The sequence below is a fragment of the Ciceribacter ferrooxidans genome (assembly GCF_004137355.1).
GTDB classification, from domain to species: Bacteria; Pseudomonadota; Alphaproteobacteria; order Rhizobiales; family Rhizobiaceae; genus Allorhizobium; species Allorhizobium ferrooxidans.
The window spans coordinates 573,753-587,032 of sequence record NZ_SDVB01000170.1 but is presented as its reverse complement, the minus strand read 5'-3'; the positions used below and the strand labels follow the sequence as shown (position 1 = coordinate 587,032).

The following is a 13,280-nucleotide window of genomic DNA, read 5'->3' as shown; positions in this document are numbered from 1 at the left end:
GGCCTGCACGGCGAACGCCGGATGAATCCTGTCCTTCAGAGCCTACGGAGTAGAGCGATGGCACTGCAATCCATGACCGGCTTTGCCCGCAGCGAAGGCACCAGCGGGCGCTACCGCTGGGCCTGGGAACTGCGCTCGGTCAACGGCAAGGGACTGGACATCCGGTTACGCCTGCCGAGCGGCATGGAAGCTCTGGAAGTAGAGGCGCGTCAGCGCCTGTCCGAAGCGCTCTCCCGCGGCAACCTGCAGGTGACCCTTTCCGTCACCATCAGCGAGAACCGTGTCGAGGCCGTCGTCAACGAGGACGCGCTTGCAGCCGTCCTCAAGCTGCGCGATGCGCTCGGCTCCTCGGTCATCGATCCTTCGCCGATGCGCCTCGATGCACTTCTCAGCATCCGTGGACTCGTCGAATTCCGCGAGGCTATCGACAGCGAGGAGATCATCGCCGCGCGTGACGCGGCAATCCTCGACGGGCTTTCGAGAGCCGTCGCCGCGCTCGGCGACATGCGCCGGCGGGAGGGTGATGCACTCGGCCGTCTTCTGTCCGGACACGTCGACAGGATCGAAGAGCTCGCCCGTCGCGTCGAGGCAGATCCGTCACGCTCGCCGGAGGAGATAGCCCGCAAGCTCGAGGCGCAGCTCCAGGCACTCCTCGAAAGCGCCCCGTCGCTCGACCGCGACCGGCTGCACGCCGAGGCAGCGCTGCTGGCGACGAAGGCGGACCTCCGAGAGGAGATCGACCGGCTGAAAGCGCATGTCGCCGCCGCCCGCGAGCTTCTCGCCGAAGGCGGCCCGATCGGCCGCAAGCTCGATTTCCTGGCGCAGGAATTTAACCGCGAATCGAATACCATCTGTTCCAAGTCCAATGCCGTCGCGGTGACCTCCGCCGGCATCGAACTGAAGGTCGTCATCGACCAGTTCCGGGAACAGGTCCAGAATTTGGAGTAGACAATGGGTAAGCCGAAGGGGGGCGTGGTGGAGATCGCCAGGCGCGGATTGATGCTGGTGATCTCGTCGCCGTCGGGCGCGGGCAAGTCGTCGATCGCGCGCACGCTGCTCAGCCAGCCCGACATGCAGATCAGCGTGTCGGTGAGCGTCACTACGCGCGAGCGGCGCCACAGCGAGGTGGAAGGCGTCCACTACCGTTTCGTCTCGCAACGCGAGTTCGAGGCATTGCGCGCCTCCGACTCGCTGCTCGAATGGGCCGAAGTTCACGGCAATTTCTACGGTACGCCGCGCGATCCGGTGGAGATCGCGATGGCCGAAGGCCGTGACATGCTCTTCGACATCGACTGGCAGGGCGCCCAGCAGCTGCAGGAAAAAATGCCGGCCGACGTGGTGTCGATCTTCATTCTGCCGCCGACCATGGCCGAACTGCAGTCGCGCCTGCATCGGCGGGCGGAAGATACGGAAGAGGTGATCCAGACGCGGCTTGCCAATTCGCGTTCCGAAATCGAGCACTGGCGGGAATACGACTACGTGATCGTCAACGACGACCTCAACACCGCGATCGACTCGGTCAAATCGATCATAAAGGCGGAGCGGCTGCGGCGCGACCGGCGCCACGGCCTGTTCGACTTCGTCAACGGACTCATCACCGAGGCATGACGACCGGAGGCATTGCCTCCGGCCGACCCTAATTCAGATGCTGCAGCTTGTCGGGATTGCGGACGACGTAGATCGCCGCGATCTTCCCGTCGACGATATCGAGCGCCGTCGTCTGGAGCTCGCCGTCGGCCTCCAGCGAGATGAACCCGGGCAGGCCGTTGATGAACCCGGCGCGGACGAGTTGCGAGCCGTTTTTCCGGAACAGATCGGCGAGGTGGCTGTGCAGCCTGATGACCGCCTCGACGCCGAAGACAGGCGCGCCGGCCGCAGCGCGTTTTCCGCCGCCGTCGGCATGGACGCTGACATCGGCCGCGAGCATTGCTCCGAGCGCTGTCATGTCGCCGCTGCGCGAGGCCGCGAAGAAGGCCTCGGCGAGTTCGATGCCGCGTTTCTTGTCGACCTGGAAGCGTGACCGCGCCTCGCGCACATGGCCGCGCGCACGGGCGGCGAGCTGCCGGCAGGCGGCCGGGTCCCGCTCGATCGTGGTGGCGACTTCCTCGAAGGCGAGGCCGAATACGTCGTGCAGCAGGAAGGCCGCGCGCTCCAGAGGGGAGAGCCGCTCCAGTGCCAGCATCAGCGGCAGCGTGACGTCTTCCTCCTCCTCTTCCTCCACTACCGGATCGGGAAGCCAGGGGCCGACATAGGTCTCGCGCTGGCGCCGCGCCGATTTCAGCTGGTCGAGGCAGAGCCGCGTCACCGTGCGGCGAAGGAAGGCCTCCGGCTCTCGAACGGCCTGGCGGTCGGCCCCCATCCAGCGGATGAAGGCCTCCTGCACCATGTCCTCGGCGTCGGCCACCGAACCGAGCATGCGGTAGGCGACGCGGACGAGTTTCGGACGCAGCGGGTCGAAGCTCGCCGCCGCGTCCTCCTGGGGCTGGGGCGCCATCAGGCCGCCACCTCCGCCTGGACTGCCTTCGCCACGGCGGGGTCGACCCACAGGCCGAAGCCGACGGCGAGACGGTTCCAGCCGTTGATGACGTTGATCATCAGTGTGAGCTTCACCTGTTCGTCCTCCGTGAAATGTGCCTTCAGCGCTTCATAGGCGCGGTCGTGCGAATGGCCTTCCGAGAGCCGGGTCAGGGCGTCAGTCCAGCCTAGCGCGGCGCGCTCGCGATCGGAATAGCAGGGTGCCTCGCGCCAGGCGGAGAGGAGATAGATGCGCTGCTCGCTCTCGCCCTTCGCCCGCGCTTCGACGGTGTGCATGTTGAGGCAGTTGGCGCAGCCGTTGATCTGCGAGGCACGGATCTTCACGAGCTCGATGAGGCTGGGCTCGAGGCTGGCGGCGGCGTCCATCGACACACCCATCCACTTCTTCATCAGGGCGGGAGCGGCGGAGAAGATATCAAGTCTTGCACTCATGGTTCGTATCCTTCTGTTGGTTACGACACCATGACGAGCGAGCATCGCCCGATGTGACATGCCGGCGAGTTTTTCCGAAAATTCCTGCGTGGAGGTTCACGCCGCCTCAGAGCGAATTCGCCAGCCGGACGAACTCTTCCACCGACAGCGTCTCGGCCCGCCTCGCCGGATCGATGTCGGCCTTGACGAGCAGGGCCTCGCCGCCGAGGGATTTGAGGCTCTGGCGCAGCATCTTGCGTCGCTGGCCGAAGGCGGCCTGCGTCACGCGCTCGAGCCGTTCCGCCGAGCAGGGCAGGGGATTGGCCTTCGGAACGAGATGAACGACGGTCGACGTCACCTTCGGCGGCGGCGTGAAGGCCTGCGGCGGCACGTCGAAGGCCATGTGGGCGTCGGTCCGCCAGCCGCAGAGCACACCGAGGCGGCCGTAATGGTCGTCGTCCTCGTGCGCCACGATGCGCTGGCCGACTTCCTTCTGGAACATCAGCGTCAGCGACTGCCAGAACGGCGGCCAGGCCTTCGGCAGCAGCCAGTTGACCAGCAGCTGCGTGCCGACATTGTAGGGCAGGTTGGCGATTATCTTGACCGGACCTTCGGGCACGAGCGCCTCGAAATCGGTCTTCAGCGCATCGCCCTCGATCACCTCCAGCCGGCCCGGATAGTGCTCGGCGACCTCGGCGAGTGCCGGCAGGCAGCGGGCGTCGCGTTCGACGGCGATCACCTTTTTGGCGCCGAGCGCGAGGATCGCGCGGGTGAGGCCGCCCGGTCCGGGGCCGACCTCGAACACGGTCACGCCTTCGAGCGAGCCTGCGGTGCGGGCAACCTTCTGCGTCAGGTTGAGATCGAGCAGGAAGTTCTGGCCGAGCGCCTTGCGGGCGTCGAGCTCATGGCGACGGATGACGTCGCGCAGCGGCGGAAGACCGTCGAGGGCCGCCATCAGGAGGCGGCGCCCGCGGGGCGGGAGATCTCCGAAGCGAGCTTCAGTGCGGCGACGAGGCTGTCGTGGCGGGCGATGCCGGTGCCGGCGATGCCGAAGGCGGTGCCGTGGTCGGGCGAGGTGCGCACGAAGGGAAGACCGAGCGTCACGTTGACGGAGTCGTCGAAACCGAGCGCCTTGACCGGGATCAGCGCCTGGTCATGGTACATGCAGATCGCGACGTCGTAGCGACGGCGGGCCTCGTCGTGGAACATGGTATCGGCGGGCAGCGGCCCGAAGGCGTCGATCCCTTCCTCCCGCAGTTGCATGATCGCCGGATGGATGATCTCCTCGTCTTCGAGCCCGATCGCCCCGCCTTCGCCCGCATGAGGGTTGAGCCCGGCGACGGCAAGCCGCGGCGAGGAAAGGCCGAAACGCTCCTTGAGATCCCTGGCGGTGATGCGGCAGGTGTCGAGGATCAGCGTCTCGGTCAGCGCGGCCGGAACGTCCTTGATCGGAATGTGAATGGTGACCGGTACGGCCTTCAGCTTCGCCCCGGCAAGCATCATCACCGGACGGAAGCTCTGTCCCGTGGCGCGGCTCGCGAGATGGGCCAGGAACTCCGTATGGCCCGGAAAGCCGAAGCCGGCTTCATAGAGCACGGCCTTTGCGATCGGGTTGGTGACCATGCCGCGCACCTTGCCGTCGAAGCAGAGCTGAACGGCCTTCTCGATCGCGGCGATCGTCGACTTGGCGGTCGAAACGTGCGGGCTGCCCGCCACCACGTCGACGCCGGTCGGAACCGGCAGCACAGGGAGCGCGTCGGAGAAAACGGACACGGCGCCGGCGGCATCGGTCTCCTTCAGCGGAACGTCGATGTCGAGCTGTCGGGCGCGAACAGCGAGAACGGCCGGATCTCCAATGAAGAGGAACGGCGGCAGGTCGTGAACCGTCCGCTCCAGCCAGGCCGAAAGTGCGATATCAGGACCCACGCCCGCCGGGTCCCCCTGGCTGAGTGCGAGAGGAAGGCTCTCGGTCTGTGTCATCGTCGATTGCCCCGGGGATCAGCGATAGACGATCTGCGCCTTGGAGCGCAGGTCGTCGAGGTACTTCTTTGCGTTCGGATTGTCCGCTGGCTTATCCTTGCCGAGGTCTTCGGCACGGAAGACGACTTCCGCCGCGACGTCGTCCGACACCTGGCGCTGGTTGCAGATCGCCAGGTACTCGACGCCGCGTTCGGTGACGCGCGTTCCGGTCGTCGTGCCCTTCGCCTTCTCGATCAACGGCTTCCAGTCGTCCGGCAGTTCCGGCGCGAGGACGCGGCCGAGATTGCGGATCGACACGTCGCGGTAGTTCTTGGCGAATTCCATCGCCTGGTCGCAACCGGGGAACTTCGACCGCGAGGCTTCCGCCTCCGACTTGCGCTTGCCGACGATGCCCTTCTTGTTCGCAGGGACGACGAAGATCACCTGCTTCAGGAAGTATTCCGTGGTGACCGGCTTCTCCTTGCGCTCCAGGAGACGCGTCGCGACCTCCTGGCTTGAAAGCTTGCCGCGGGAACCGTAGCGGGCGTTGACGAGGCGCGGCCAGCTCATCGAGACGGCGATATACGCCTTGAAGTGGTCGGCCGTGACGCCGGCCTGGCCCAGGATGCCGGTGAGTTGCTGGACGGAGAGCTTGTTGGAACTCGCGAAACGGGCAAAGGCGGCATCGACCTCATCGGTGCTGACCGACATGCCGACACGTGCGATCTCCTGCCGCTTCAACGTCTCGTCGACCATCTCTTCGCGCGCCATCTTCTTCAGGTCGCCCTTGCGGCGCTGAAGGCGCAGGAAGGCGACGCGCTTGGCGACGTCACCCGTGGTGATCGCCGTCTTGTTGACGACCACGGCGACCTCGCTTGCCGCATGGGCGACGGGAACGCCGGGCAGCGGGCCGGGACCCGCGGTGAAGGCGAGCGCTGCCGCACAGAGAAGCAGGATACGTGTCTGCTTTTTGCCAAAAGTCATTGGCATTCCTTTCCCTCGGGCGCGCATTCGTCGGCGCGACCCGGCATTTCGTTGGCCACCGAAGTATAATGTGCCGCAGGGATTGCACAATCCGTGCGGCGAAACAATGACATTCGCGCCGGCCCGCCGCCGGTGTTCGCCGCGGATGCTCGAGGGGATGACCGCGATACGCTCATGCCTGACCGCTCCGGCCCCCGATCAATCGAAGCCGGCGAGGTTGGTCTTGCCGACGCGCACGTCGCCGAGTGTGCGGAAGGTCAGCCGGGCGCCGATCGTCCAGTCGCTCGCGGACTCGTCTTCCGGGTCGCGCTTGTCGGAATAGACCAGCGAGAAGATCGTGCATTCGTCGGCATAGGAGATGCCGATCCCCTTGCGGTTGATCGTGGCGTTGTTGATGTCCCAGGTGAGCGAACCGAAGACCGACCAGTATTCGTCGACCTTCACCGAGCTTGCTGCCTGCAACTCGTCGTTCTTGTCCTTGAAGCCATATTCCGGCTGTGCGGCGATCTGCGTGTAGGTGAGGTTCGCCAGCAGTCGGTCGTTGGTGAAGCCGAGGCTCGCATCGGTGCGGCGCACGTCGAACGTTCTTTCGTCGAAACGCGCATTCGCGCTCAGCGTCAGGCCGTTCGGTATGTCGATCCCGGCCATGCCGACATAGTCGGAGCGGTCGGTCTCCAGACCGGAATCGGCGCCCGCATGGACGAGATCGTCCGTCGCAAACGAGTTCAGGCCCGCAAGATGGTAGGACTGGCCGAAGATGGCGCGCAGGCCGAGGCCGTTGTCGAGCGTGCCGGTATAGCGAATGCCGACATTGGCGCGGGTGCCGCCCTCGACGCGGTCGAAACCGGAGAACTTGTCACGCTCGAAGAGATTGGTGGCGTCGAAGACGAAGCTCTGCGCGTCCTCGTTCGGCAGTCGGCCAGCGAGCTGCTCGTCGTTGCGCGCATAGATCTGCGCGATCGGCTCGACGATGTGGCTGCTGTTGTCGGTGGTGATCAGGATCGGATACCGCGCCTCGAGCCCGGCCGTCAGCATGTAGCGGGTCGCCGTCGCCTCGTCATAGTAGTCGCCGGTATAGCCTGTCGGGCTGTTCATATCGAGCCAGTAGGCGTCGCCGCGCCCGGCAAGCAGCGGCGTGAGCTGAAGCCCGCCGGGGACGGAGAAGGTCCGCTTCCACTCGGTCTCGGTGGTCAAGCGACTCATCGAGCCCTTGAGCCCGCGGAAGCGGTCACTGATGCCGTCCGCATCCGTGTCGACTTCGTCGGTCTTGAAACGCGACAGCCCGGTGAAGTTGAGCGTGCCGGACAATTGTCCGCCTGCCACCGGCTCCGGTGCCACATAACTGTAGTCGAGAGACGGCAAAACGACCGGCTGGCGTTTCTCGGCATTGCTCTCGGGATCCGCGTCCTGCACGTCGAAATAGTAGCCGTGCAGGTCGAAATAGTTCCGTTCGCCGAGACCTGTCAGGTAGACGTCGTTGGCATGGGTCGTGCCGTCGAGGCCGTCGAGATTATAGGTACGGGCGAAGTTGTTGTCGCTCTGCAGCATGACATCCCAGCCGAACGTCCAGCGGGGATTGATCTTGAACTCGCCCTTGGAGGCCACCATGCCGCGCTGGTCCCTGCGCGCGTCGCTGGTGCCGGCGTCGAAATTCTCGCTGTTGAGCTGCTGGATGCCGGCGAAGCGGATCGTCGCCGTTCCCTTCTCGAAGCGCTGGCGGACTTCCGTCTCGAGCAGCAGGCCCTGGCTGGTGAAGCCGGTCGCGCGGATCGTCGCGTCGCGCTGGTTCGAAAGGGCGATATAGTAAGGAACCGTCAGGCCGAAGCCGAGGTTTTGCGAGGTCTGCATTTCGGGAAACAGGAAGCCCGATTTGCGCTTGACCGTGTGATCCGGCACCTCGATGAAGGGGAGCACCGCCACCGTCTTGCCGAAGAGCTCGAAGCGGGCCTTTTCGAGACGGATCGTGTGGGTCTCTCCGTTCTGCACGACACGCTCGGCCTTGACCTGCCAGAGCGGCGGACGCTCTGGGTGATCGGCGCAGGGAAGGCAGGCCGTATAGACGCCCTTGTTGAGAATGATGTCCCGGCCGCCGACGCGCTGGCCGCTTTCCGCCGCGAGCCGCGTATTGTCCGTCGTCTCGATCCGGAGCGCCTTGAGGAAACCGTCCGCGAAGTTGTCGGTGACGTCCATCGTGTCGGCATAAAGGCGGTTACCGCCCGGTTCGACCAGTTCGATGTTGCCCGTCGCCGTCATGCGGCCGCTCTTCTGATCGTACTCCACCTGGCGCGCGACCATCTGGTAGCCGGCATAATTGATCTGCACGGCGCCGCGCGCCACGACGCGCTCGGCGTCACGGTCATAAACGAGTTCGTTGGCGGCAAGCAGAAGCTTCGCGTCCTCGGGAATGCTGGGTTCCAGATTGCGCAGCTGCCCGCTGTCCTGCGCGCGCACTTCGGCCGTCGAGGACAGGTAGGAGCACACAGCGGCACTCGTCAGCAGGGCCAGGAACAGCCTTCTGATATTTCCGCGGTCTGTTACCGCCACTAACCATCCTCCTGGTGAAGCAGGATCGTCGCTCCGAGTGCCATCGCTACGACGACGGGTACCCATGCCGCGACGAATGGCGGCATGACACCGCTGCTTCCGAATGCTTTGACAAGCGTGGTTACAACATAAAGCACGAAGCCCGAAAGGATTCCACCCAGAATCACCGACCGGGACTGGTTGAATCTACTGAATTTTAACGAGACGGTGGCGGCGATCAGGGTCATGGCGACGAGCAGGAACGGAAGCGAGAGCAGCGAGTGAAACTGCGTTTCAAGCGCTTTGGTCGAGACGCCGAACGATCGTGCAACTGCAATTTTCTGAGAAAGATCATAAAAAGCAACAGTCTCCGGCTGTGCAAGCCGCTGCTGGACGAACTCCTGTTTCAGATTGGTACTGACCTTGGCTGTCGCGAGCCTTGTCGGAACTTCGCCCGGCCGCGTCTCGGTGACGTCGGTAAGAAGCCAGTAACCATCTTTCAATTTTGCCGATCGTGCATCCTGCCGCAGGATGATCCGGCCGTCGCTGTCGAAGTGGATGAGGACGGCATCCGTGATCAGGGTGCCATTGTCCAAAACGGTCCTTCCGCCGATGACGACGTCGTCCTTGCCGCTGATCTGGCGAAGCCACGGAACCGCGGTCGTCTCCTTACGGCGATTGCTCGCCTCCCGCCAGGTCGATTCGATGTTGAATGCCTGGCTCTGTCCCCAGGCAGCCAGCGGATTGATGACCAGCGTGGTGACGAGGCCGACCATCAGCGCCCCGACGACGAAGGGCATCATGAACTGCCAGACCGATATGCCGGCGGCGCGCGCGACGACCAGCTCCGACTTGCGATTGAGCGCGATCAGCGTCGTCATGCCGACGAAGAGGGCGACGAACGGGATGGTCTGCTGCAGGATCAGTGGCAGGCGCAGCGCCGTCAGATAGAGAACGCCGGGCAGCGAATAACCGGTGAGGCCCGCGAACCGACCTGTCGTCTCGCTGAAATCGATCAGATAGATGATCGAGGTCACGCCGACGAAGAACCAGAGCGTCGTCACGACGTAGCGGCGGAAGAAGTAGCGGCCGAGTGTGAAGATCATCGTGCCTCTTCCTCTCCGCTTGTCTCGCTGCCGGCAAGCCGCACGTTGATCGCACGCATGGCACGCGCCGTGCTGTCGGAGAGTGGGCGCGGCAGGCGCCAGGCCTTGCCCTGCCAGAGTTTCAGCGCCGCGATGCCGCCGCTGACGAGCGGCAGGAGATAGATGAGAGGCGCATAGGCCTCGTTCTTCTCCGTCAGCTTCACCGTGTAATTGCCGAGCCAGAAGATGACGAGCGCGATCGTCAGCGCCGTCGCCATCGGCGGAATGCGCGCCTCGCGATGGGAGCGGGCATTGCCGGAAAGGGCAAGCGCGATCAGCGCGAAGACGAAAGGAAAGGTCCAGGTCGTGAGTCGCTTGTGCAGCTCGCTCCTATACTCGCCGTAGTTCCGCTTGACGTCCGGGTCCGTCATGTCGGGGCTGAAGAGGTAGGGCAGGTCGCGGTCGAGGGCGTGCAACTGCGCCTGGCCGCGCGTCTGTGTCAGGTCTGAAAGGTCGAAGGAGTAGGAATCGAAACGCACGACCGAGACGTTGCCGTCCGGCGCCTTGCGGTGCACTTCGCCGTCGCGCATCACCAGCGCGGTGCCGGTCTCGTCGACGGCGCCTTCGCGTGCGTAATAGATGAGGTCATAGGCCGGGTCGCGGGAATCGGCGACGAGAAGCCCTTTCAGGACGCGGCCGGACAGCCGCTCCGAAATCTGCACGTAGAGGCCGTCCTCGATGCGGCGGAAGGTCTTTTCCTCGATGACGGTCGACAGGAGGTCGGCATAGGCGGCGGCGACCATCTCGCGGGCCGCGACCCGCAGCTTCGGTTCGACGAAATTCGCCATGAAGAAGGAGAATATCGAAAGCAGGATCGTGAATACGACGATCGGCCGATTGATGATGCTGCGCGGCGCCCCTGCCGCGTCGATCACGGCCAGTTCCGAATCGTTGTTCATCGCCGAAAGCGTCTGGGTGATGCCGATCACCAGCGCGAAAGGCAGCACCGCCGGGATGATCGTCGGCAGGATCAGGGTGGCGAGCTTCATGAACGAACCGACCGATTGTCCGCTGTCGGTCACCAGATTGATTCGCCCAAGCACCTGCGTGGTCCAGATGATCGCCAGGACCGGCAGCAGGGCGGTGAGCATCATCTGAAAGACGCGCCGCAGGATGTAGTGTTCGAGAAGCTTCATTCCATTTCCCGAGGGCGTGACGATCGGGCCGCGCCGGCGACTGAGGACACCGGTTCTCTACGACGGTTGGGGCGATTTGGCGACAGGACCGATGCGGATTTTCGTGTGTCTACCGCTCAATTTTCCGTTTTCGCGATATTTCGAACACGGCGAAGACGGCCGCGAAGACGACGAGCGAGGAGAGCCAGCCGAGCACGACGTCTGAGAGATAATGGCCGCCGAAGGCGAGCCTCATCGCCGGTGTCACCAGCGCGACGACGAGGATCGGCGGCGCGAGGACCGGACGGAGCTTCGCCGGCAGGAAGAGGAGGAGGCAGGCGACCCAGCCTGCACCCGCGGCCTCGCCCGAGATGAAGGAGCAGTTGTTGTCGCACTGCCCCATGAAAGAGCCAGCAGGCACGAAGGGCAGGTCGCCGCCGAAGAGGTCGGTCTGGTAGGGGCGGGGGCGCCCGGAAAAGCTCTTGAGCAGCAGGTTCACCAGCACATAAGGGCCGAGGAGGAGAGCCGCGAGCGCGAGGCCGAGCTGCTGCAGCCTTGCCGCACCGTAGGCCGCGCTGCGCCGGGCGAGGCCGTTGACGAGAATGCCGAGGAGCAGCGCGCCGGCGGCGGCGGGTACGTAGAAGAACACCTTCCTCACGGCGACGGCGAGAGGATCCTTGCTCCACGGAAAGCTGCCGCAGACGGTGCTTTGCGCATGGGCACCGGTGCAGGGACCGGGCTCGAAGAAGGCGGCGGCGACGGCGCGGTCGATGTCCGGCCAAAGATAAAAGACGAGCAGCAGCGCCCACCAGAGCACGAAAAGGGCGACGGCGGCGCGGAGCATCTTTCGCGTTCCGGTCTGTTGCAGGTGCCCGCTCTCGGCGGCTTGTAGGTCGATCTTCACGTCGGTTGTTTCCGGTCTTTTCCAGGCGGTGCGACCCTATCCGCTTCCCCGCCCGCCAGGCAAGAGGGGGAGGCGGCAGGTCTTGCCAACGGTGCAAAGAGCGGTATGTCGGGACAATTGATGCTTGCGTTCATGACCGAAAGGGCCATGATCCCGGCTTTCGTTTCGACCTTCCCCCGGAGTCTCCATGTCTTCCAAATTCGACATTTCCTTTGCCAAGGACCACCGGATCAGCGGCGGGCTCGCCGTGCTTCTTCAGGTTCAAGGAGCAGACGCGGCCGCCGGCGCCGAGGTTGCGGACCCCGAGGGCGTGATCGCCAGGGCCGCCAAGATCGGCAAGTTCACCGGCAAGGCGCGCGCCGCACTCGACATCCTCGCACCGCATGGATCTTCCGCCGACCGGATCGTCGTGCTCGGGCTCGGCAAGGCCGCCGAGATCACCGCCCATGACTGGCTGCGCGCCGGGGGTGCGGCGGCCGGCACCTTCAAGTCCGCCGAAAAGGTGACGGTCTTCTTCGACGCGCCGGGCCTCGACGCGGACGGCAAGGCCGCCGCCGACTTCGCGCTCGGAATGCTACTGCGCAACTATGATTTCGACACCTACAAGACCCGCAAGGGCGACGACAACGGTAACGGCAAGTCCGAGCCGAAGGAGGTCAAGGTGACGATCGTCACCGCCGAGGCGTCTGCGGCGCGCAAGGCGTTTGCCGACAACGAGGCGGTCGCTCAGGGCGTGATCCTCGCCCGTGACCTCGTCAACGAGCCCGCCAACGTGCTGGGGCCGGAGGAATTCGCCGACAAGGCGAAGGCGCTCGAAGCCCTCGGCGTCGAGGTCGACATCCTGACCGAAAAGGACATGAAGAAGCTCGGCATGGGCGCGCTGCTCGGCGTCGCCCAGGGTTCGGTCAGGCCGCCGCGGCTCGCCGTCATGCAGTGGAAGGGCGGCAAGCACAAGGACAAGCCGATCGCCTTCGTCGGCAAGGGCGTGGTCTTCGACACCGGCGGCATCTCGATCAAGCCGGCCGCCGGCATGGAGGAGATGAAGGGCGACATGGGCGGCGCCGCAGCCGTCACCGGCCTCATGCATACCCTCGCCGCCCGCAAGGCGAAGGTGAACGCCGTCGGTGTCATCGGCCTCGTCGAGAACATGCCGGACGGCAATGCCCAGCGCCCCGGCGACATCGTCACCTCGATGTCCGGGCAGACGATCGAGGTCATCAACACTGATGCCGAAGGCCGCCTCGTGCTGGCCGACGCACTTTGGTACTGCAACGACCGCTTCAAGCCCGCCTTCATGATCAATCTCGCGACGCTCACCGGTGCGATCACCGTCGCGCTCGGCAATCTGCACGCCGGCCTGTTCTCGAACGACGACACGCTTTCCGGACAACTGCTGGCGGCGGGTCTTGCGACCAACGAGCGCCTGTGGCGGATGCCGCTCGGCAAGGATTACGACAAGCTCATCGATTCCAAGTTCGCCGACATGAAGAACACCGGCGGCCGCCAGGCCGGCTCGATCACGGCGGCGCAGTTCCTCAAGCGCTTCGTGCAGGAGACTCCCTGGGCGCATCTCGACATCGCCGGAACCGCCATGGGTTCGCCGAGCGACGAGATCAACCGCTCTTGGGGATCGGGCTTCGGCGTCCGGCTCCTCGACGAGCTGGTGCGCGCGCACTACGAAGCGTGACGGGAAGGGCGGGCGTC

General features: G+C 64.8%; 12 protein-coding genes. 3 read left to right on the top strand and 9 right to left on the bottom strand.

Annotated features, from left to right (window positions below):
* The first annotated feature begins 57 nt into the window (after nucleotides 1-57).
* Together EUU22_RS07320 and gmk are read left to right on the top strand one after the other, a co-directional pair.
* Nucleotides 58-948, top strand: a complete 891-nt coding sequence (locus tag EUU22_RS07320) for a YicC/YloC family endoribonuclease (RefSeq protein ID WP_129331348.1) — start codon at nucleotides 58-60, stop codon at nucleotides 946-948.
* Nucleotides 949-951: 3 nt separating this feature from the next.
* Nucleotides 952-1,608: a guanylate kinase gene (gene gmk / locus EUU22_RS07315; RefSeq protein WP_112686900.1), complete on the top strand. Its 657-nt coding sequence runs from the start codon at nucleotides 952-954 to the stop codon at nucleotides 1,606-1,608.
* Nucleotides 1,609-1,636: 28 nt separating this feature from the next.
* On the opposite strand, the gene EUU22_RS07310 is transcribed toward gmk, so the two are convergent.
* The 9 genes from EUU22_RS07310 to EUU22_RS07270 all read right to left on the bottom strand — a co-directional run bounded on the left by EUU22_RS07310 (nucleotide 1,637) and on the right by EUU22_RS07270 (nucleotide 11,576).
* On the bottom strand, nucleotides 1,637-2,494 hold the full coding sequence (locus tag EUU22_RS07310) for a sigma-70 family RNA polymerase sigma factor (protein ID WP_129331347.1): 858 nt from the start codon (nucleotides 2,492-2,494) through the stop codon (nucleotides 1,637-1,639).
* On the bottom strand, nucleotides 2,494-2,967 hold the full coding sequence (locus EUU22_RS07305) for a carboxymuconolactone decarboxylase family protein (RefSeq protein WP_129331346.1): 474 nt from the start codon (nucleotides 2,965-2,967) through the stop codon (nucleotides 2,494-2,496). The genes EUU22_RS07310 and EUU22_RS07305 overlap by 1 nt, the downstream gene beginning before the upstream one ends.
* 106 nt (nucleotides 2,968-3,073) lie before the next feature.
* Nucleotides 3,074-3,901: a 16S rRNA (adenine(1518)-N(6)/adenine(1519)-N(6))-dimethyltransferase RsmA gene (gene rsmA / locus EUU22_RS07300; RefSeq protein ID WP_129331345.1), complete on the bottom strand. Its 828-nt coding sequence runs from the start codon at nucleotides 3,899-3,901 to the stop codon at nucleotides 3,074-3,076.
* The gene (gene pdxA, locus EUU22_RS07295; protein ID WP_129331344.1) at nucleotides 3,901-4,926 is read right to left on the bottom strand and encodes a 4-hydroxythreonine-4-phosphate dehydrogenase PdxA; all 1,026 of its coding nucleotides are present in this window, start codon (nucleotides 4,924-4,926) and stop codon (nucleotides 3,901-3,903) included. The genes rsmA and pdxA overlap by 1 nt, the downstream gene beginning before the upstream one ends.
* Before the next feature lie 18 nt (nucleotides 4,927-4,944).
* Nucleotides 4,945-5,889, bottom strand: a complete 945-nt coding sequence (locus EUU22_RS07290) for a SurA N-terminal domain-containing protein (protein ID WP_129331343.1) — start codon at nucleotides 5,887-5,889, stop codon at nucleotides 4,945-4,947.
* A gap of 198 nt (nucleotides 5,890-6,087) precedes the next feature.
* On the bottom strand, nucleotides 6,088-8,433 hold the full coding sequence (locus EUU22_RS07285) for an LPS-assembly protein LptD (protein ID WP_439329128.1): 2,346 nt from the start codon (nucleotides 8,431-8,433) through the stop codon (nucleotides 6,088-6,090).
* The gene (lptG, locus tag EUU22_RS07280; protein ID WP_129331341.1) at nucleotides 8,433-9,518 is read right to left on the bottom strand and encodes an LPS export ABC transporter permease LptG; all 1,086 of its coding nucleotides are present in this window, start codon (nucleotides 9,516-9,518) and stop codon (nucleotides 8,433-8,435) included. The genes EUU22_RS07285 and lptG overlap by 1 nt, the downstream gene beginning before the upstream one ends.
* Entirely contained in the window at nucleotides 9,515-10,693 is a 1,179-nt protein-coding gene (locus EUU22_RS07275; RefSeq protein ID WP_129331340.1) for an LptF/LptG family permease, read from the bottom strand. Before EUU22_RS07275 ends, lptG begins: the two co-directional genes overlap by 4 nt.
* 109 nt (nucleotides 10,694-10,802) lie before the next feature.
* Nucleotides 10,803-11,576 (bottom strand): phosphatase PAP2 family protein, encoded by a 774-nt coding sequence (locus EUU22_RS07270; protein WP_245484924.1) that lies wholly within the window; start codon nucleotides 11,574-11,576, stop codon nucleotides 10,803-10,805.
* Nucleotides 11,577-11,763: 187 nt separating this feature from the next.
* Between EUU22_RS07270 and EUU22_RS07265 the strand changes: the two genes are divergently transcribed.
* Entirely contained in the window at nucleotides 11,764-13,263 is a 1,500-nt protein-coding gene (locus EUU22_RS07265; RefSeq protein ID WP_129331339.1) for a leucyl aminopeptidase, read from the top strand.
* Nucleotides 13,264-13,280 lie beyond the last annotated feature (17 nt).